Source organism: Acinetobacter sp. YH12151, from assembly GCF_013418355.1.
Lineage (GTDB): Bacteria > Pseudomonadota > Gammaproteobacteria > Pseudomonadales > Moraxellaceae > Acinetobacter > Acinetobacter pseudolwoffii.
This window is the reverse complement of the sequence record NZ_VPCG01000015.1, coordinates 19,856-38,031: the sequence shown is the minus strand read 5'-3', so window position 1 is coordinate 38,031 and position 18,176 is coordinate 19,856. Positions and strand designations below refer to the sequence as shown.

Annotated in this window: 21 protein-coding genes; 15 read left to right on the top strand and 6 right to left on the bottom strand. The window is 43.9% G+C overall.

All coding sequences use genetic code 11. From position 1 onward, the window contains the following. Nucleotides 1–9 precede the first annotated feature (9 nt). The 10 genes from nuoI (at nucleotide 10) to FTU82_RS07535 (ending at nucleotide 8,908) form a co-directional block, all read left to right on the top strand. Entirely contained in the window at nucleotides 10–552 is a 543-nt protein-coding gene (gene nuoI / locus FTU82_RS07580) for an NADH-quinone oxidoreductase subunit NuoI (protein WP_005097919.1), read from the top strand. After that, nucleotides 552–1,070, top strand: a complete 519-nt coding sequence (nuoJ, locus tag FTU82_RS07575) for an NADH-quinone oxidoreductase subunit J (protein WP_171063341.1) — start codon at nucleotides 552–554, stop codon at nucleotides 1,068–1,070. Before nuoI ends, nuoJ begins: the two co-directional genes overlap by 1 nt. After that, nucleotides 1,070–1,378, top strand: a complete 309-nt coding sequence (nuoK, locus tag FTU82_RS07570) for an NADH-quinone oxidoreductase subunit NuoK (protein WP_004280769.1) — start codon at nucleotides 1,070–1,072, stop codon at nucleotides 1,376–1,378. Before nuoJ ends, nuoK begins: the two co-directional genes overlap by 1 nt. Next, a complete protein-coding gene (nuoL, locus tag FTU82_RS07565; protein WP_180101199.1) occupies nucleotides 1,375–3,270 on the top strand; it encodes an NADH-quinone oxidoreductase subunit L in 1,896 nt (631 codons plus the stop codon). Before nuoK ends, nuoL begins: the two co-directional genes overlap by 4 nt. Before the next feature lies 1 nt (nucleotide 3,271). Beyond that, nucleotides 3,272–4,885, top strand: a complete 1,614-nt coding sequence (gene nuoM, locus FTU82_RS07560; RefSeq protein ID WP_180101198.1) for an NADH-quinone oxidoreductase subunit M — start codon at nucleotides 3,272–3,274, stop codon at nucleotides 4,883–4,885. 3 nt (nucleotides 4,886–4,888) lie between these two features. Beyond that, nucleotides 4,889–6,433 (top strand): NADH-quinone oxidoreductase subunit NuoN, encoded by a 1,545-nt coding sequence (gene nuoN, locus FTU82_RS07555; protein ID WP_005097913.1) that lies wholly within the window; start codon nucleotides 4,889–4,891, stop codon nucleotides 6,431–6,433. Nucleotides 6,434–6,556: 123 nt separating this feature from the next. Beyond that, the gene (gene upp / locus FTU82_RS07550) at nucleotides 6,557–7,192 is read left to right on the top strand and encodes a uracil phosphoribosyltransferase (protein WP_005097912.1); all 636 of its coding nucleotides are present in this window, start codon (nucleotides 6,557–6,559) and stop codon (nucleotides 7,190–7,192) included. A gap of 84 nt (nucleotides 7,193–7,276) precedes the next feature. Further along, nucleotides 7,277–7,570, top strand: coding sequence for a cold shock domain-containing protein (locus tag FTU82_RS07545; protein ID WP_180101197.1), 294 nt, complete (start codon nucleotides 7,277–7,279; stop codon nucleotides 7,568–7,570). A gap of 193 nt (nucleotides 7,571–7,763) precedes the next feature. Continuing rightward, complete coding sequence (locus FTU82_RS07540) at nucleotides 7,764–8,123, top strand: hypothetical protein (RefSeq protein ID WP_180101196.1); 360 nt, start codon at nucleotides 7,764–7,766, stop codon at nucleotides 8,121–8,123. 161 nt (nucleotides 8,124–8,284) lie between these two features. Further along, nucleotides 8,285–8,908, top strand: coding sequence for a cold shock domain-containing protein (locus FTU82_RS07535; protein WP_074383460.1), 624 nt, complete (start codon nucleotides 8,285–8,287; stop codon nucleotides 8,906–8,908). Nucleotides 8,909–8,940: 32 nt separating this feature from the next. On the opposite strand, the gene gigC is transcribed toward FTU82_RS07535, so the two are convergent. Continuing rightward, the gene (gigC, locus tag FTU82_RS07530; protein WP_004280761.1) at nucleotides 8,941–9,819 is read right to left on the bottom strand and encodes a LysR family transcriptional regulator GigC; all 879 of its coding nucleotides are present in this window, start codon (nucleotides 9,817–9,819) and stop codon (nucleotides 8,941–8,943) included. 85 nt (nucleotides 9,820–9,904) lie between these two features. On the opposite strand from gigC, the gene FTU82_RS07525 reads away from it, so the two are divergent. Continuing rightward, on the top strand, nucleotides 9,905–10,666 hold the full coding sequence (locus FTU82_RS07525; protein WP_100355586.1) for a ferredoxin--NADP reductase: 762 nt from the start codon (nucleotides 9,905–9,907) through the stop codon (nucleotides 10,664–10,666). Nucleotides 10,667–10,735: 69 nt separating this feature from the next. Here FTU82_RS07525 and FTU82_RS07520 read toward each other — a convergent pair whose 3' ends face one another. The 5 genes from FTU82_RS07520 to FTU82_RS07500 all read right to left on the bottom strand — a co-directional run bounded on the left by FTU82_RS07520 (nucleotide 10,736) and on the right by FTU82_RS07500 (nucleotide 14,610). Further along, nucleotides 10,736–11,461 (bottom strand): amino acid ABC transporter ATP-binding protein, encoded by a 726-nt coding sequence (locus FTU82_RS07520; RefSeq protein ID WP_171063342.1) that lies wholly within the window; start codon nucleotides 11,459–11,461, stop codon nucleotides 10,736–10,738. 14 nt (nucleotides 11,462–11,475) lie between these two features. Then, nucleotides 11,476–12,159, bottom strand: coding sequence for an ABC transporter permease subunit (locus FTU82_RS07515; protein ID WP_005169642.1), 684 nt, complete (start codon nucleotides 12,157–12,159; stop codon nucleotides 11,476–11,478). Then, a complete protein-coding gene (locus FTU82_RS07510; protein WP_074383457.1) occupies nucleotides 12,159–12,902 on the bottom strand; it encodes an amino acid ABC transporter permease in 744 nt (247 codons plus the stop codon). Before FTU82_RS07510 ends, FTU82_RS07515 begins: the two co-directional genes overlap by 1 nt. 59 nt (nucleotides 12,903–12,961) lie before the next feature. Next, nucleotides 12,962–13,894: a transporter substrate-binding domain-containing protein gene (locus FTU82_RS07505; RefSeq protein ID WP_005169644.1), complete on the bottom strand. Its 933-nt coding sequence runs from the start codon at nucleotides 13,892–13,894 to the stop codon at nucleotides 12,962–12,964. A gap of 293 nt (nucleotides 13,895–14,187) precedes the next feature. Next, nucleotides 14,188–14,610 (bottom strand): hypothetical protein, encoded by a 423-nt coding sequence (locus FTU82_RS07500; RefSeq protein WP_005097893.1) that lies wholly within the window; start codon nucleotides 14,608–14,610, stop codon nucleotides 14,188–14,190. A gap of 568 nt (nucleotides 14,611–15,178) precedes the next feature. Here FTU82_RS07500 and FTU82_RS07495 point away from each other — a divergent pair. The 4 genes from FTU82_RS07495 (at nucleotide 15,179) to FTU82_RS07480 (ending at nucleotide 18,148) form a co-directional block, all read left to right on the top strand. After that, nucleotides 15,179–15,484 (top strand): hypothetical protein, encoded by a 306-nt coding sequence (locus tag FTU82_RS07495; protein ID WP_005097890.1) that lies wholly within the window; start codon nucleotides 15,179–15,181, stop codon nucleotides 15,482–15,484. A 203-nt stretch (nucleotides 15,485–15,687) separates the two neighbouring features. Beyond that, on the top strand, nucleotides 15,688–17,634 hold the full coding sequence (locus FTU82_RS07490) for a mechanosensitive ion channel (RefSeq protein WP_180101195.1): 1,947 nt from the start codon (nucleotides 15,688–15,690) through the stop codon (nucleotides 17,632–17,634). A 68-nt stretch (nucleotides 17,635–17,702) separates the two neighbouring features. After that, entirely contained in the window at nucleotides 17,703–17,870 is a 168-nt protein-coding gene (locus tag FTU82_RS07485; protein ID WP_171509134.1) for a hypothetical protein, read from the top strand. A gap of 128 nt (nucleotides 17,871–17,998) precedes the next feature. Beyond that, nucleotides 17,999–18,148, top strand: coding sequence for a hypothetical protein (locus tag FTU82_RS07480; protein WP_005263580.1), 150 nt, complete (start codon nucleotides 17,999–18,001; stop codon nucleotides 18,146–18,148). Nucleotides 18,149–18,176: the final 28 nt, after the last annotated feature.

The following is an 18,176-nucleotide window of genomic DNA, read 5'->3' as shown; positions in this document are numbered from 1 at the left end:
GAGAACAAAATGTTTAAATTTCTAGCTGGATTTGGATCGATTGTTCGTTCGCTTTGGATGGTGTTTAGCCATGTAACGCGTAAACGTGACACGATTTTATATCCAGAAGTGCCGGCCGAAGAAATCGTGCCACCACGTTTCCGTGGTCGTATTGTATTAACGCGTGACCCTGATGGCGAAGAGCGTTGTGTCGCATGTAACCTGTGTGCGGTTGCCTGTCCGGTAGGCTGTATCTCATTACAAAAAGCAGAACGTGAAGATGGTCGCTGGTATCCGGAGTTTTTCCGTATCAACTTCTCACGTTGTATTTTCTGCGGTATGTGTGAAGAAGCCTGTCCAACCACAGCCATTCAAATGACCCCGGATTTCGAACTCGGTGAATATGTTCGTCAAGACCTGGTCTATGAAAAAGAACACTTGCTGATTTCAGGTCCTGGTAAATATCCTGACTATAACTTCTACCGTGTCACCGGTATGGCAGTTGCAGGCAAGGACAAAGGTCAAGCACAGCGTGAAAGTGCACCTGTTGATGTACGGAGTCTATTACCATGATGTGGCCATTTTATTTAATGGCCCTTGTGGCCATTGTCTCTACGGTTCGCGTGGTGACTAACGCGAATCCGGTACATGCTTTATTAAGCCTGATTGTATCCTTGCTTGCTGTTGCAGGCATGTTCATGATCGTTGGTGCGCCGTTCGCGGCTGCCCTCGAAATTATTGTCTATGCTGGCGCGATCATGGTGTTGTTCGTGTTCGTGGTGATGATGCTGAATCTGGGTGAACAAACCGTTGAACAAGAACGTAAATGGTTAACTTCATCGGCGTGGGCTTATCCGGCGCTGATGAGCTTCCTGATCGGTCTGGTACTGGTATGGGTATTAAACTCTGATTACGCACAGCCTTCACTGGTAATGGGTGTGGAAATGGTGGGCCCGAAAGCCGTGGGTCAAGCACTCTTTACGCAGTACTTGTTGTTGGTTGAAGTTGCCGCGATGTTATTGCTTGCTGCATTAGTAGCTGCATTCCATTTGGGTAAACGTGAGCCAGATGCAGAAGAGGAAAAAGAATAATGGGCAACATCCCTTTAGAGCATGGTTTGATCGTTGCATCTATTCTCTTTGCACTGGGTTTTTACGGTGTAATGGTGCGACGCAACCTACTATTTATTTTAATGAGCCTTGAAATCATGATGAACGCTGCTGCTTTGGCGTTCGTCCTGGCGGGCAGTGCATGGGCACAGCCAGATGGTCAGATCATGTTCATCCTGATCCTGACGCTTGCTGCGGCAGAGGCTTGTATTGGTCTCGCGATCGTCCTTCAGTTCTATCATCGCTTCCATCACCTGGATGTGGATGCTGCTAGTGAGATGCGCGGATGAGTTATTTATATCTAACAATTTTATTTCCGCTCATTGGTTTTGTCCTGTTAGCGGCGGGGCGCAACAAGCTTCCTGAAAATGTTGCAGCGATAATTGGTGTCGGTGCAGTTGGTTTATCGGCACTGTTTGCACTGATTGCAGGTCTGGACTTTGTTAACAATGGTAAAGAACTCTATGTTCAGCACCTGTGGACCTGGTTCAATGTCGGTGGTTTTGCACCGGGCATCAGCTTGCAACTCGACGGTTTGTCTTTACTAATGCTGGGCATGGTGACAGGTGTGGGTTTCTTAATTCACATCTTTGCTTCATGGTACATGCGTGGTGAAGAAGACTTTGCACGTTTCTTCTCTTACTTCAACCTGTTCGTTGCAAGCATGTTGCTTCTCGTTCTTGGCGATAACTTGGCGTTATTGTTCTTAGGTTGGGAAGGTGTAGGTCTGTGTTCATACCTGCTGATTGGTTATTACTACCAGAACCCTGCAAATGGTCTGGCGGCAATCAAGGCGTTTACTGTTACCCGTATCGGTGACGTATTCCTGCTGATTGCCATGTTCCTGATCTTCCAGCAATTCGGTACTTTGAACATTCAGTACATCGTTGAAAATGCAGCGACTGTAATGACGCAAAGTTCTTCGCTGACCATCTGGACAGCATTGTTATTGTTCTTGGGTGCGGCAGGTAAATCTGCACAGATCCCATTACAAACATGGTTAGCCGATGCAATGGCAGGTCCAACACCTGTTTCTGCATTGATCCATGCTGCGACCATGGTAACGGCGGGTGTTTACCTGTGCTGCCGTCTGTTTGCAGTCTTTGAACTTGCGCCAGAAGTGATGGTGTTTATTTCGATCACAGGTGCGGTGACCTTGCTTGTAGCTGGTTTTGCTGCATTGGTTCAGACCGACATCAAACGTATTCTGGCTTACTCAACCATGAGTCAGCTCGGTTATATGTTTATGGCAGTAGGTGCTGAAGCATACCAGGCGGGTCTATTCCACATGCTGACTCACGCATTCTTCAAGGCACTCTTGTTCTTGTCGTCTGGTGCGGTGATTCTGGCTTACCATCACGAACAAAACATCTTCAAGATGGGCGGTTTGTTCTACAAGAACAAATTCCTGTTTGCATGTTTCGCGATTGGTGGCGGTGCCTTGGCAGCAATTCCATTCCTGACCATTGGTTTCTTCTCAAAAGACGCAATTCTTGCTGCAGTCTGGACGCAAAGTCATATTGCTGGTTTACCAGTGTATAACACGCTGTACTGGGTCGGTGTTGCAGGTGCTTTCTTAACCTCGATTTATACATTCCGTCTAATCTGGGTGGTATTCTTCGGCAAAGAAAACACGCCTTATCATGAAATCAAAGGTGCAACTTACTGGGCGCCACTGGCGATTCTTGCTGTCCTTTCGACAGGTCTGGCAATCGTACTGAAAGCACCCGTGATGAGCATTCTAGATGCAGCCCAAATTCCAGCCTTCATTATTCCTGAAGCGCTTGAAGCAGGTGCACATGGTGCTGAATACATCGCCATTGCTGTTGCATTGACGGGTCTTGCAGTCGGTGTCGTGCTGTTCGCTTTTGCTTACAATGCAGTCAAACGTTTTGCTGCCACTTCTGTGGGTGCGGGTCTGGTCAATATCTGCCGTAATGCATTAGGTTTCGACAAGCTTTATGACCTGATTTTCGTCAAGCCATATTTGCTGTTCGCTAAACTGTTCGGTCGTGATCCAATTGATGGCTTATGGCTGGTACTTCCTGCACTGGTCAAAAGTGGTCACAGCTTTACAAGTTCACGTCAAACCGGTTCACTGCGTGAATATGCATCTAGTATGGGGCTCGGTGTCGTTGTCCTACTGATGATCTTGATCGTGATTCAGGTCGTGGGGAAATAAAATGGAAGCTCCAAACAATATTATTTTGCCGGCTCTGATCCTCATTCCGTTCATTGCAGGTTTCATATGCTGGTTGGTCGATAAACTCGACCAACACTTGCCGCGTTATATCGCGCTGATCGGTATGCTGGTGACCTTGGTCTTGACCATAGTCCTTTGGCAGACTGGTACTTACAACTATGAATTAGGCGGTGCTACACCTTCGTGGGCTGCCGAATTCAAATTGCCTTGGATTCAAACCCTGGGCATTAACATTCACTTAGCAGTGGATGGTTTATCACTTCTTATGGTTGGCTTGACTGCACTCCTGGGTGTATTGGCAGTAGGCTGTTCATGGGGCGAGATTCAAAAGAACGTTGGTTTCTTCCACTTGAACCTTTTATGGTCTTTAGGTGGTGTCATCGGTGTGTTTCTGGCGATTGACTTATTCCTGTTCTTCTTCTTCTGGGAGATGATGCTGGTGCCGATCTACTTCCTGATTGCCCTTTGGGGTCATAAAGGGGCAGAGGGCAAGTCACGTGTTTATGCAGCTAACAAGTTCTTCATTTACACGCAGGTTGCCGGTTTGGTGATGCTGATTGGTATCCTTGGTCTGGTGACTGTGGGCTATACCATGACTGGCGAAATCCGTTTCGACTACAACTATCTATTAGGTGTGGCGAATACGCTTGACGCTCAGGCGCCAGCGGTGGCTTATGCATTCATGATCTGTTTATTCATCGGTTTTGCGGTAAAACTTCCAGTTTTCCCATTACACGGCTGGTTACCAGATGCGCATGCGCAAGCACCAACAGCGGGTTCTGTTGACCTTGCAGGTATCTTGATTAAAACTGCGGCGTACGGTTTATTGCGTTTCGTGATTCCGTTCTTCCCGGCAGCTTCGGCTCAGTTTGCAGATATCGCGATCATTCTGGGTTTAATCGGTATCTTCTACGGTGCTTGGTGTGCTTTCCAGCAAACCGACATGAAACGCTTACTGGCGTATACATCTATTTCCCACATGGGCTTTGTTTTACTTGCGATTTACGCAGGTAACATCCTGACCTTCCAGGGTCTGATGATCATGATGTTGGCACATGGTATTTCCTCTGCTGCACTGTTCATTATGTGTGGTCAGGTATATGAGCGTGTGCATACACGTGACATGCGTTTGATGGGTGGTATGCGTGGTCAGTTCCCGTATCTTGCATTCTTCCTGATGTTCTTTGTTGCGGCGCTTGTAGGTATTCCGGGTCTGGGTAACTTCATTGGTGAGTTCCTGATCTTGATGGGTGCTTATGCACAATTCCCAGCGTTCACTATTCTTGCGGCAATCAGTCTGGTATTTGCAGGTCTGTATGGTCTGATCCTGATTCACAAAGCCCTGTTTGGTGTGCCAAACGAAGCGCAAAAACAGCACTATACACATCCGTTAAAAGATCTGAATGCACGTGAAATCGCGTTATTGTTGATCTGTGCGTTTGGTCTACTTTGGCTTGGTCTATACCCACAAAGCTTCCTTGATGTGTCTAACTCAAGCATGGCGTGGTTAGCGAATAGCTACATTCCAGTTCAAGAAGTGGTTGAAGTTGCTGATCAGGTAACGACTCAACTTGAAAATGTGGAGATCCAATAAGCCATGAACTTCACAATGTCTTTTTCTGAGCTTATGCCGCTCGCACCTGTGATGATCGTGTCGTTAACTGCGATCGTCGTGATGTTGCTGACGGCAATCAAGCGTAACCATAATCTTGTTGCGACGACGACTGTTGTTGGTCTGAACTTAGCAGCGTTCTATATCATCTTCGTTCTGTTGGCAGGCACATTTGCACCTGCCAATGTGATGAATCTGTTCATCGTAGATCCATTTACGATGTTGTACCAGTTTGTGATTCTGATTGCTGCACTTGCCTGTAGTACCTTGTCACACGCGTATATCGAAACTTATAAAGATAACCGTGAAGAGCTGTATATCTTGATGTTGATATCTGTCGCGGGTGCAATGTTAATGGTGGCAAGCTCGCACTATGCATCATTCTTTATTAGTCTTGAGTTGATGTCGATTCCTGTATACGGCCTGTTGGCATATACACATCAACGTTCTCAATCGCTTGAAGCAGGTGTGAAATATCTGGTGCTTTCAGCAACTGCGTCTGCAATGCTGCTGATGGGTATGGCATATATTTATGCCTACACAGGTACTTTAAGTTTCGTTGCTGAACCGGGCAAACTATTTACTGTATTCAGTCAGCCAGCTGTGGTAATTGGTCTGGCCTTAATTGTATTTGCTGTGGCATTTAAATTATCGTTGGCACCATTCCACAAATGGACACCAGACGTCTACGCAGGTGCACCAGCACCAATCGCGACTTTCCTTGCAACTGTGGCAAAAGTGGCGATGATTGGTCTGTTTGTTCGTTATGTTTTGTCTTCAGGTTTGATCCTGGCAGACAGCTTCGTAACGATCATTTCGATTATTGCAGTATTGTCGATTCTTGCAGGTAACTTGCTGGCTGTTCGCCAAGTGAACCTGAAACGTATTCTGGCATACTCTTCAATTGCGCACTTTGGTTATTTGCTGGTTGCCATCGTCAGTTCACGTAATACCGATTTCTTACAGGTTCAAGGTTTTGTGACTTTTGAAAGTGTAAACGTGTATGTGATTACTTATGTATTAACCACGATTGGTGCTTTCGGTGTTGTGACGCTGATGTCGAGTCCGTATAACAATACGGATGAAGCGGGTAGTCTGGCTGAATACCGTGGTCTGTTCTGGCGTCGTCCAGTCCTGACTGCTGTATTAACTGTAATGATGCTGTCTCTTGCTGGTATTCCTTTAACTGCCGGCTTTATCGGTAAGTTCCTGGTGATTAAAACTGCAGTTGCAGGCGAGGCTTGGTTCCTGACTGCAATGGTGATCCTGGGTTCAGGTATTGGTTTGTACTACTACCTGCGCGTGATGGTCGTGCTGTACATGACACCACCTGAAACACCACGTCTAGATGCGGTGAATCATTGGGGTCAAAAAGTCGGTGGTATCATGGTATTACTTGCTGCACTTGCGGTACTTGTGATTGGTGTTTATCCAGATCCAGTGATTGCGATTTCTAAATATGCGTTCTTCGCAATATCACCTGAATTACAGCAATTCATTTTCACTTTGGTTCAAAGTGGTTTTAACTAATATCTGTGAAGATTGACGTTATTACAAAAAAGCCTCCATGATTGGGGGCTTTTTTATTTATACAAATCAATAAAAGCCTTTATAATAGCGGAAATTTATCTTTAACCTTTTAGGTGTTCTCCTGTGGCAATTCATGAAATCCGTCATCCGCTCATCCGACATAAGCTCGGCTTACTCCGTCGTGCAGATATCAGTACCAAAAACTTCCGCGAGTTAGCTCAAGAAGTGACCATGCTTCTGACTTATGAAGCGACTAAAGACCTGCCAATGGTTGAACATGATATTGATGGCTGGAATGGTGCTGTCACAGTTGACCGTATTGCCGGTAAAAAAATCACGGTTGTGCCGATTCTACGTGCCGGTATTGGCATGCTGGATGGTTTCTTAAATCTGATTCCAAGTGCAAAAGTATCTGTACTCGGTTTAGAGCGTGATGAAGAAACCCTGGAAGCCCGTACTTATTATAAAAAACTGGTTCCAGACGTACAAAACCGTATCGCGATGATCATTGATCCGATGTTGGCGACAGGTTCTTCTCTTGTAGCTGCAATTGATGTACTCAAAGCCAGTGGCTGTAAAGACATTCGTGTTATGGTTCTGGTTGCCGCACCGGAAGGTATTAAGCGTGTAGAGGCTGCACATCCTGATGTGATCATGTTCACTGCATCAATCGACAGCGGTTTAAATGAAAATGGTTATATCGTTCCGGGTCTTGGTGATGCTGGCGATAAAATCTTTGGTTCAGTTCAGAAAGACTAATTTTTGAACAGGACGAAAAAAGGGGCTACTACAGCCTCTTTTTTATATAATGTAGATCGGGCATTTTCAGCATAGGACAACAGCATGAAAGATGAATTATATCAGGGCAAAATCAAACAGTACGACCCTGCAAAAGGTTTTGGTTTTATTGGTTCAGCTGAGGGAGATGTGTTCTTCCATATTTCAGACTTTCCTGCGGCAGAAGGCGAGCCAAAACGCAATGAACGCGTGAAATTTAATGTGGTAGAAAATGGTGATAAGTATAAAGCCATTAAGATTGAACGTGTTGAGGATACTTCAAAGAAAGCTAAAAAAACCAAAGTAGCAACACACAATAAATCAATTACATCGGCATTGTTAAACAACTTCCGTGGTTAATGGATAATCTTCACACTAAAAATAGTTTTGATCACATTTAAAAAGAGGCTTTCGAGCCTCTTTTTTTATAGCATCACCGCTTATATATTCAAAGAGACAGATAACACATAAAAAATCCACCAAACAGCAACAATGCTGAACATTTCCTTTGGCTTAGAATACAAATTAAATGAATTCTATAGAGATAAATGTCATGTTTACGGATGGGAAAATTAAAACTTACGATTCCGAACGTGGTATGGGTACTTTGGAGTTGATAGGGGAAGCTCAAGAGTTAAGTTTCAAGCTACAGGATTTACCTTCGCCTGAAATTGAGCCACAAATTGGAGAGCGGCTTAAATTTAGAATAATTTCCCAACAAGAAAGCATGACCTTAGACAACATAGTACGTCTGGATATTAAAGTGCAGGATGAATTTGTGCCAGAAGTCGTCGCCTTGCAATCCTTGGCACCTACAGTGCCTGTTCCGGTACGTAATTCACTTTTCTTTAGTCCGACCCTATGGCTGGCATTGGTATCAGTTGTTGGCTTTATGATTTTTGGCGAAGTATAAATAAAAAAGAAATTTTAATTTTTTACTTTTAACTTAGGATCTATTCTTCTGTCATAAAATGCACTTCTAGTTTTTGTATTTCTGCTTTAGAGAATTTTACAAAAGATTTTCAGTCTCTTTTTGATTACAATCATAAAAAATATTAAAGATAAGAGCGAATTATGTTTCAAGAGGGGAAAATCAAAACCTATAATGAAGATCGGGGTTTTGGTTTTATTCAGATCGAAGGGCAATCTAAAGATTTCTTTTTTCACGTCAAAGACTTTCCCAATAAAGATATTCCGCCAAGAATTGGGGAAAAATTAAAGTTTTTAATTGTGGAAGATAATGGAAAATTTAAGGCAGACCATATTGTTCGCTTGGATGTTAAAGTAGAGATAAAGCGACATACTCCTCAATCTCGAGCTGCAAATACTATTCAAAGAAAGTCTGTAAGCGGGCGTGAGTATAAAGAGAAAAAGACAAAGGGATTTAATTTTATAAATTTTCTTGTAGGTTTAGTTATTTTAACTATATTTGGTGCTATTTTTATTCCATTTATCTCGGGGATATATCAAAGAGAAACATTAAAAATGCAGGCTGCTGAAGTAACTAATACATCTCAGCTAGTGAATAACCCTAAAACAAATCATGCTGACTTATATAGTTGTGATGGTCGAAAGCATTGTTCAGAAATGCGTTCTTACGAAGAGGCGGTATTCTTTATTAATCATTGCCCTGGAACAATGATGGATGGTGATCATGATGGCGAGCCATGTGAAGGGCAATTTAAAAATAGATGGTAATAAAAAAAGCACCTTAAGGTGCTTCTCATATTTTAGCTTTCACAAAAATTCATAAAGGCTCTCAGACCTGGACCCTGATATTTCTGGCGATGTACCAGCATAAACAGAGGACGAGTCAGTGACCAGAATGGTGTATCCAGAATCACCAGTTGACCTTTTTCACGTAAAGGCTCAATCGCAAGTTTGGAAATACAGGACATGCCGATTCCGCCCGCTACAATTTTCAAAATTGCTTCATTATGACCGAGTGTCAGACGGATATTGGCATCTGGCACATCTTTTAAGATGGCATTGTCAAACACTTCACGGGTACCTGAACCTTCTTCACGCAAAATCCATTCTACAGATTTAAAATCTTCAGCGGTTAGTTCACGGTTCAATTGCGCAAGAGGATGATCCGGTGCACAGCATACGGCCAGCTCATCATCACGCCAATGGATACATTGGAGCTGTGGCAGATGACAGGAACCTTCAATTAAGGCAAGATCCAGCTGGAACTGATTCACCGCTTCAATCATTTGGCGGGTATTACCAACTTGAAGCTGTAAATGTGCTTGCGGCTTGATTTTCAAGAAATCGGCCATCAGGTCAGGAATCAGGTAATCCGAAATCGTCAGGGTTGCACCTAAACGTAAATCGATACTTTGAAGCTCACCTTTCGCAACCTGTTCAAAGGATTCACAGCGGCCTAAAATTTCCAGGGCTTGAGGGAGAAGAAAGCGCCCCAAGTCATTGAGCTGTAAACGTTTGCCTAGACGGTCAAATAATGGAGCACCCAGACCATCTTCCAGATCTGCTAAAGCCATACTAGCCGCACTTTGAGTAAGTTTGACGGCATCGCTAGCCTTCGTTACGGTACCCTCTTGTGCCACTGCTACAAAAACAGCCAATTGGCGTAAAGTCATGCGCATGAGTAGAGCCTTAACATTTAAAAAATATTAATAAATTATATTGCCATGCTACCATGAGCACAGTCTTTCATGCCACGTTGAAATCATGTCAATTGAAAAATTTAGCCTAGAAAAAGTTTTATCTGTACACCGCTGGACCAATACATTATTCAGTTTCACCATGACACGCCCGGCACACTTCAAATTCACTGCGGGGCAATTTGCGCGTATTGGCCTGCAAGTGGGAGATGAACTGGTGGTTCGTGCCTATTCGGTGGTGTCATCTCCTTTTGATGAAACTCTGGAGTTTTTTTCGATTGTGGTTCCAGAAGGTAAATTTACTTCCAATTTACAGCACCTTAAAGTAGGGGATGAGCTGTTTCTGGAAAAAATTCCCTATGGTTATCTGACGCTGGCCCGTTATCAGTTGCCCTTGCCCAAAGACTTGTGGTTACTGGGCACTGGAACTGGTCTGGCACCGTTTCTGTGCATGTTGCAAGACTTTGAAACCTGGAGCAAATACGAAAAAATCAATCTGGTATATAGCGTGCGTAGCCGGGCTGAACTCGCTTATGTGGAACGGATTCAGGAAATTGCCGAAACCTTTGGCGAAGGACATAGCGGATTTAAATTTATTCCGATTATTACCCGTGAGCCTGATGCACCTTTGCACGATCGTTTACCGGTGCTGATTGCCAATGGTGAACTGGAAAAAGCCGTAGGTATGCAGCTCAATCCGCAAACCACCCATGTCATGCTTTGCGGTAACCCGGAAATGGTCGATGATACCAAAGAAGCCTTAAAAGCCCGTGGCCTGATCATGAACCGGCGTGGCGAAGGCAATATTGCAGTCGAGAATTATTGGTAAGTCTGAATTGCAGATAAAAAAGCTCATCCTTGGATGAGCTTTTTTATCTGCAAGGTGAATAATGACAGCTTAGTGCAGAATCTTGTTCAGGAATTGCTGGGCACGCTCACCACGCGCTGTATTAAAGAAATCATCTTTACTGCAATCTTCCACAATTTTTCCCTGATCCATAAAGATGACCCGGTTGGCAACCTGTCGGGCAAAGCCCATTTCGTGGGTGACACACATCATGGTCATGCCTTCTTTGGCCAGACCGACCATGACATCGAGCACCTCATTAATCATTTCAGGGTCAAGCGCAGAAGTTGGTTCATCAAACAACATGGCAATCGGATCCATGCTCAGCGCACGGGCAATCGCGACACGTTGCTGTTGTCCGCCAGAAAGTTGTGCCGGGAATTTATTGGCCTGTGCACTTAAGCCGACACGATCCAGATAGGCAAGTCCTTTCTGTTTGGCTTCGGCTTCAGAACGACCCAATACCTTGATCTGGGCAATGCTCAGGTTCTCGGTAATACTGAGATGCGGGAACAATTCAAAATGCTGAAACACCATGCCCACGCGACTTCTTAGTTTATTTAAATTGGTTTTCGGATCATTAATTTTAATTCCATCGACCAGAATACTGCCTTGCTGAACAGGTTCCAGACCATTGACAGTTTTAATCAGGGTGGATTTTCCTGAACCAGAAGGACCACAAACCACCACCACTTCACCTTGCCGAATCTGGGTGGTGCAGTCGGTCAGTACCTGAAAATCTTTATACCATTTACTGACATGCTGGAGGTCAATCATGACTTTGGCTTCGTTCATACAGTTAACCTCTGCTGTAATTTTTTAACAATATAGGTGGCGATCATACTGATGGTGAAATAGACCAAACCGGCAAAAATAATATATTGGGTGAGTAAGCCCATCAGGTCACCACGCACATAATTGGTGCGAAAAAAGTCCAACAGGCCAATTGCATACACCATGGTGGAATCCTGAAACAAAATAATGGTCTGTTGTAATAATAGCGGTGTCATTTTGCGAAAGGCCTGAGGTAGTACAATCAGGCGCATGGACTGGCCATAGCTCATGCCGAGGGCAGAGGCCGCATCTGTTTGTCCCTTAGGAATAGACTGGATTCCGGCACGGACAATTTCGGAAAAATAGGCGGCTTCAAACAGCATAAAAGCCACAATACTGGACACCAGTGCCGTATCCACGGTCAGATATTTTCCAGTCACCCCAGTATAGATAAAAGGCACAGCGAAGTAGAACCACATCAGTACCAACAGCAGGGGAATTGAACGGAACAGGTTGACATAACCCTTGGCAATCCAGTTCAACACCTTGATTGAAGACAGCCGCATCAATGCCAGTAAGGTGCCAATAAAGACCCCGCCAATGGTGGCAAAAAATAAGACTTTTAAAGTAATACTCAGACCATGCCATAGGGCAGGTGCGGATAATTGTAAATCCTGAAAAAATGCAGTGAACCATTCCATTATTTAGTCCCCGCAATCAGACCGGGCACCTGAAGGCGCTTTTCCAGAAAGTTCATCAAGCCAATCAGGCAGACATTGATCAGGATAAAAATCAGGGTGACATAGGTGTAAATCTCAATGGTATTTTGCGTATATTCGCTGATGGTTTTCATCTGGGAAATGAGTTCCGCAACCCCGACCAGTGAGGCCACCGAGGTGTTCTTGACACAGTTGGTCAGCTCAGAACTTAAGGGAGGTAAGATCATGCGAAAAGACTGCGGTAAAATCACATAGCGATATAATTGTGTGGTGCTAAACCCCATAGCATAGCCGGCATTGATCTGCCCGGGTGGAATGGCTTCAATCCCGGTACGCACCTGCTCACAAACCCGCGCTGCGGTAAACAGTCCCAAACCAATACTGGCTGAAATCAGCGCCGTGGTATTGGCTCCCAGATCATTGATCCACCAGCTTTGAATGCTGTTCGGCAGAAAATTCGGAACCACATAGAACCAGATAAATAACTGGATCAGTAAAGGCACATTCCGAAAAATGGTGACATAAGCGCTACCAATCGCCCGGGCCGTTGGGCTGGGCAAGGTGCGCATGATGCCCAGCAGGCTACCCAAGAGCATGGCAATCGACCAGGCTACAATCGCAATGACCGCTAACCAGCCGAGGCCAGTCATGATCCAGTTGAGATAGGTGCTATCACCAATCCCGGTCGGTTGTAATAAGACACCCCAATTCCAGCTGTAATTCATGATCACTCCAAAATGGGCTTAAACAGGTGATGCTTAAGCAGATGAATAAGATTCAGAATCTATTGATCGCGATCATGCGGGGTGCTGATCAGGGCCTTCAAGTCATCAGACATGGCAAAGTTCAGGTTGATATTTTTCGGTGGAATTGGCGACTGGAACCATTTCTGGTACATGCTATTGATTTCACCGGAGCTATATGTGGCTTTAATCGCGTCATCTACCACCTGCTTAAATTCGGGGTCTCCCTTACGTAACATACAGCCATAGATTTCATTGATGGGCGCTGTACCTACAATGTGCCATTGTTGCGGATTTTTAGCCTTGGATTTTTCTCCCGCCAGTAAAATGTCATCCATCATAAAGGCAGCAGCACGGCCACTTTGCAGCATTAAAAAGGATTCTGCATGGTCTTTGGTCGAAATAATTTCACCAATGCCCAATTCTTTTTCATGCTGACGAATATAGCGTTCCGATGTGGTGCCGGCAGTGGTCACCAGTTTTTTGCCTTTCAGATCGCTAAAATCTTGAATACCAGAATTGGTTGCGGTTAATAGACGGGAACCTACTTGAAAAAAGCCGACAGAGAAATCGACCTGTTGCTGGCGTTCCTTATTATTCGTCGTCGAGCCACATTCCAGATCAACCGTACCGTTGGAGACCAGTGGAATCCGGTTCTGGCTGGTCACCAGGTTGTAGCGGATTTTTAAATCAGGAAGATTCAGCTTTTGTTTGACGGCTTCGACCACTTTTAATTGCAGGTCATGGGCATAGCCGACTGGCTGATTCGGATTGTCAGCGATATAAGAAAATGGAATCGAGGAGTCACGATAACCTAATACAATCGTGCCGGACTGTTTGATCTTATTGAGCGTGCCAGAAGTATTCTCGCTGCCTTGCTGATTGCTTGGTGCCTGATTATCACTACAGGCACTCAGTCCCAAGGTCAGGGCACTGGCACACAGCAGCGTAGCGAATTGAGTCTTTGTTTTCATCGTGAAACTCCATTTTTCATTTTCAATTATTATGAGTACGCCCGTTTTCAGGCGCTGCTAAGACAATATTCTGATTATTGCTATAAAGTCTAAGTATTCGTTTATATTCATCTTAGTTGATGATTCAAGCATGACTCAAGCTGAATTTATTGCTGAAATGTTACTGAATCAGAAAAGGAAATCTGCGAGATGCTCAAAGGAATGCAAATAAATAAAGAGATTGAACTACAAGCATAAGAAAGAAAAAGTCATAAAAAAACCTCCAAACTGGAGGTTTTTTTATCGGTTCAAGCTTAATGCACAAACATATCCATCGATTCACGAATTTCTTGAATGGCCGTTTCGACATCGGAACTGAGCCAGGTCGGTTCAAAGAATCCAGCGTAGTGCTCAAGACGATCCGCAGGGACGACTAAGCGTACCGGACAATCCTCTTCCAATAAACGCCATGGAATAATTGGCACTTCATTGTCAAGCCATGCTGTTACATCTCGGATATCGATAATCATTGCGTTGACACAGTCCGGGAAAGGCATCACGGAAAACTCTTCAGTACGACGACGGAAATACTCCAAGTCTTGCCAGCGCAGTGCAAAACTCGGTTTACTGAATTCGATAATCCCGATCAGATGCTGATCGCGAGTATGATGCAAAGTGCATTGGTGGGTGACATCAGTGTCAAGATCCAACGATACACTTTGTTGACGATACGCCATAGAGCTCGATGAAATAAAAAAAATGAGGGACACATTATAGCCCATTTTATAGAAACTGAGCAGTGCTATTGTTTAGCGCAAATTTTAGTGTTGGTTCTGCCCTGAGGTCGCGTACTGAAGCTCTTGAATTTCAAAGGACTGCATACCACTCAGGCAACTCAAGCAAACTGGGATTGGAAAAGAATGGAGAAGCTAAACCTCATTATCAGCGTGATTATAGAGCCTTTTTCTTTTCTGATACGCTTTATATCGCTCTATAAGAAGGTTTAAGCGAATAGTGTTGCAATTATTCAAGCAATTAGATGTGTTGATCTGCCAGTAATTTTCTATGTCATTCACATGAGGGAAAAATGAATAGCAGGATAATGCTGAGTTAAACCTGTTCACCATCAACCAGTAGCGATCAGTGAATTAAAAATAAACACGCTTGCTTAAAGATTATTCTAAATATTATTCATACATATAACTTACATCCCGTCACCATCTCACCATGTTTTGTCACAGAAGCTGTTTTAACTGCTTGTTATGCTAAAAATCTACTTATGAATAACAAAGAGTGAGGATGGTTATGGTCGATGATTTCAATAAAAAACCACCTTTAGATCATCAGACAGCAGTGACGCAAAAAAAGCGTATTCCTGTTTATATCTTGATTTTGGTAGGTATCTTTTTACTGGCATTACTGTTCTATATGTTTGCTGACATGAATCCAGACGCAAATGATGCACCTGCTGGACATCCGAACCCTAATGTGCAACCTGCGACACCAAACAATACGACTCCAGTCGGTGAACCTACAGAAGCTACTGCAACGCTAGGTGATGGAACAGAAGCAACAGCAACTGCGACAGATGATGCACAGGCGGCTCGATAACTCAGACATATATCAAAAGCTCTAGTGAAACCACTGGGGCTTTTTTGCAATATATTGTGATGTTTAAGCTAATGATAGCTAGCTGGCTCAAGTCTAAAAACATCAAATCTGAAGGTGAATCCGAAAGAAGAAGGGGCTGAATGTTTCAAGGATAGGCTCCCGATTTCAGATAAATAGCTTAATAACAAAGAGGGTAAAACAACATGAATGATTATATGAGAAGTCCGCGTGGCGGCTTCGACGCCATGTATTATTGGGATCAGTTTCATCCCATTCTGAGTGCAATTGCCATATTAGTCATTGGTTGGATCATTGCATTACTGGTTTCGGCAGCAGTCAAGAAAGTCTTGCAAAAACTTGGAACCAATACACACTTAAATACGGCGACAGGCCATCGCTCTAATATCGAAAGTATTATTGCCCGGGTGGTGTTCTGGATTATTCTGATTATTGCCGTAATTGGTTCACTGAATGTACTCAACCTGACCAGTATCAGTGGTCCTTTCAGTAATATGATTCAGCAATTCCTGTTATTTATCCCGCAGTTACTAGGTGCAATTGCAGTCGGATTCATAGGGTGGATTGTCGCCAACCTGGTGAAAATAGGGCTACAAAAGCTACTTGACCGAACCCAACTAGACGAAAAACTCAGTGCTGAAGTGGGTGTCAGTCCCATTAGTCAGAACATCAGTGAAATTGCTTACTGGTTAATTTTATTACTGTTCTTGCCAATCGTACTGTCTATTCTGGGACTCAACGGTCTGTTGTTACCAGTTCAGAATATGCTGACTGATGTCGTAAGCTACTTACCAAATATCTTTATTGCTGCAGTGATCATTTTTGTCGGTTATATTCTGGCAAAAATTGTTCGCGGTATTGTTGAAGGCCTATTAAACAGTCTGAATGTACAACAACAAGCTGAAAAAGTAGGTATTTTCAAAAATTCCAATGTGGCACAGGTGATTGGTTCATTCATCTTCGCTGTCGTGATCATTACTGCATTGATTATTGCTTTTGAAGCATTGGGTGTCGAAGCGATTTCTCAGCCTGCCACGGCGATGCTGTATGAAATCATGAATGCCATTCCGAATATTATTGCTGCTGCCTTAATTCTGATTCTGGCTTATGTGGTCTCTAAACTGGTCGCACGTCTGGTGGTTGAAGTGGTATCGGGTACAGGTGTTGATGAAATTCCTGCCAAACTGGATGTACAGCGTTTTTTAGGCACCACTAAACTTTCGAGTGTGGTCGGTTATCTGATCGTATTGTTCACCATGTTATTTGCAGTGTCCGAAGCAGCAGACCGTCTCGGCTTTGAACAGGTGAGCGGCCTGATTGCGATGTTTATTTACTTCGGCGCTAACATCTTGCTCGGTGCCGTGATTCTGGTGATCGGTTTCTGGCTGGCAAATATTGTCGCGAACATCGTACAACGCGGTGAATATAACAGCTCACGCTGGTTAGCGAATCTGGTTCGTGTCCTGATCATGGGTCTGGTTGTGGCAATGGGTCTGCGTGCCATGGGTATTGCCGATTCGATTGTTAACCTGGCATTTGGTCTAACTTTGGGTGCTGTAGCAGTGGCATTCGCCTTGGCATTTGGTCTGGGTGGTCGTCAACCTGCGGAGCGTGTACTTACAGATTTGATTGATAAAGCCAAAGGAGAGGCCAAAGAACCCAATCCAGTCAAAGAAAAAGCTGAGAACAGCATATTTTCTGGATTAGGTGGCAAGACCACAGGTACAAGTGCAACCGACATGTCAGGTACTACAGGTGCGGCGATGGGTATGAGTTCTACAGAGAGCTCAATGAGCCAGTCCTCTGGTAGTTCGCAAACTGCTACGGGTACTAGCGATTCCTCAATCACAACTCCAGGAGCAGGCATCGTGCCAAATCAGGATTCAGACAAGAATACGCCTATGGGTACGGATTTATCCCATACTACTCCGGCAATCCTTACAACTGCACCGCAGGATGATGAATCATTGGGTATTGATCCGGTCAATCCGGATGCGGATCAAGCCGTACCGGATTCACTAAAAGTCGATCCGACTCATCCGCCAGTCAATAATCCATTTGGTTCAACTGGAGAAAAAGAGCCGGATGTCGATATTGATCGTTCTACTCAGAAAAAAGATGACCTGAAATAACCTGTTATCTTTAAGCAAAATCGACCACGCTCATGTGGTCGATTTTGTTCAGTCATAAGGAAAAATGAATGAATACCAAGAAACCTAACAAAGTTCTGGCTCCTTTAGTCATTGCAGGAATTACGATTGGCTTTTTTACCGCTGCCTATCGATTTATTTTTGTGAAGAGCAAACAGGACGAGCAGTCTGAGCGAGAGCTGGATAAGAAAATACCAGAGACAGACGAATTTAACTGAGAATAAAATTTTTCTGAGTACGAAAAATAGAATTTTCTTTTTAAAAAATATAGAATATTCAAATGAATACTAAAATGATTTTGGTATTTTTCTTGCATTAAAAATATAAAGAAAAGGAGATCAACACGATGTGGAAAGCACTGCAACATAAATTCATGGCATCTTCAGCAGATGACTTACCGCTATGTCTGCGAGAAGCTAAAAAAATGCAGCTGGCGATTGACCGTCTAACAAATACGGCCAATCTTAACCTGTTTAAAACAGATTATCTGGAATGAGTTAAGTAGCAATCCAGATTATCTATTG

What these genes read in the sequence shown, in the direction of transcription:
- nuoI (WP_005097919.1), top strand. Translation starts at nt 10, where the DNA reads ATGTTTAAATTTCTAGCTGGATTTGGATCGATTGTTCGTTCGCTTTGG.
- nuoJ (WP_171063341.1), top strand. Translation starts at nt 552, where the DNA reads ATGTGGCCATTTTATTTAATGGCCCTTGTGGCCATTGTCTCTACGGTT.
- nuoK (WP_004280769.1), top strand. Translation starts at nt 1,070, where the DNA reads ATGGGCAACATCCCTTTAGAGCATGGTTTGATCGTTGCATCTATTCTC.
- nuoL (WP_180101199.1), top strand. Translation starts at nt 1,375, where the DNA reads ATGAGTTATTTATATCTAACAATTTTATTTCCGCTCATTGGTTTTGTC.
- nuoM (WP_180101198.1), top strand. Translation starts at nt 3,272, where the DNA reads ATGGAAGCTCCAAACAATATTATTTTGCCGGCTCTGATCCTCATTCCG.
- nuoN (WP_005097913.1), top strand. Translation starts at nt 4,889, where the DNA reads ATGAACTTCACAATGTCTTTTTCTGAGCTTATGCCGCTCGCACCTGTG.
- FTU82_RS07545 (WP_180101197.1), top strand. Translation starts at nt 7,277, where the DNA reads ATGAAAGATGAATTATATCAGGGCAAAATCAAACAGTACGACCCTGCA.
- FTU82_RS07540 (WP_180101196.1), top strand. Translation starts at nt 7,764, where the DNA reads ATGTTTACGGATGGGAAAATTAAAACTTACGATTCCGAACGTGGTATG.
- FTU82_RS07535 (WP_074383460.1), top strand. Translation starts at nt 8,285, where the DNA reads ATGTTTCAAGAGGGGAAAATCAAAACCTATAATGAAGATCGGGGTTTT.
- gigC (WP_004280761.1), bottom strand. Translation starts at nt 9,819, where the DNA reads ATGCGCATGACTTTACGCCAATTGGCTGTTTTTGTAGCAGTGGCACAA.
- FTU82_RS07525 (WP_100355586.1), top strand. Translation starts at nt 9,905, where the DNA reads ATGTCAATTGAAAAATTTAGCCTAGAAAAAGTTTTATCTGTACACCGC.
- FTU82_RS07520 (WP_171063342.1), bottom strand. Translation starts at nt 11,461, where the DNA reads ATGATTGACCTCCAGCATGTCAGTAAATGGTATAAAGATTTTCAGGTA.
- FTU82_RS07515 (WP_005169642.1), bottom strand. Translation starts at nt 12,159, where the DNA reads ATGGAATGGTTCACTGCATTTTTTCAGGATTTACAATTATCCGCACCT.
- FTU82_RS07510 (WP_074383457.1), bottom strand. Translation starts at nt 12,902, where the DNA reads ATGAATTACAGCTGGAATTGGGGTGTCTTATTACAACCGACCGGGATT.
- FTU82_RS07505 (WP_005169644.1), bottom strand. Translation starts at nt 13,894, where the DNA reads ATGAAAACAAAGACTCAATTCGCTACGCTGCTGTGTGCCAGTGCCCTG.
- FTU82_RS07500 (WP_005097893.1), bottom strand. Translation starts at nt 14,610, where the DNA reads ATGGCGTATCGTCAACAAAGTGTATCGTTGGATCTTGACACTGATGTC.
- FTU82_RS07495 (WP_005097890.1), top strand. Translation starts at nt 15,179, where the DNA reads ATGGTCGATGATTTCAATAAAAAACCACCTTTAGATCATCAGACAGCA.
- FTU82_RS07490 (WP_180101195.1), top strand. Translation starts at nt 15,688, where the DNA reads ATGAATGATTATATGAGAAGTCCGCGTGGCGGCTTCGACGCCATGTAT.
- FTU82_RS07485 (WP_171509134.1), top strand. Translation starts at nt 17,703, where the DNA reads ATGAATACCAAGAAACCTAACAAAGTTCTGGCTCCTTTAGTCATTGCA.
- FTU82_RS07480 (WP_005263580.1), top strand. Translation starts at nt 17,999, where the DNA reads ATGTGGAAAGCACTGCAACATAAATTCATGGCATCTTCAGCAGATGAC.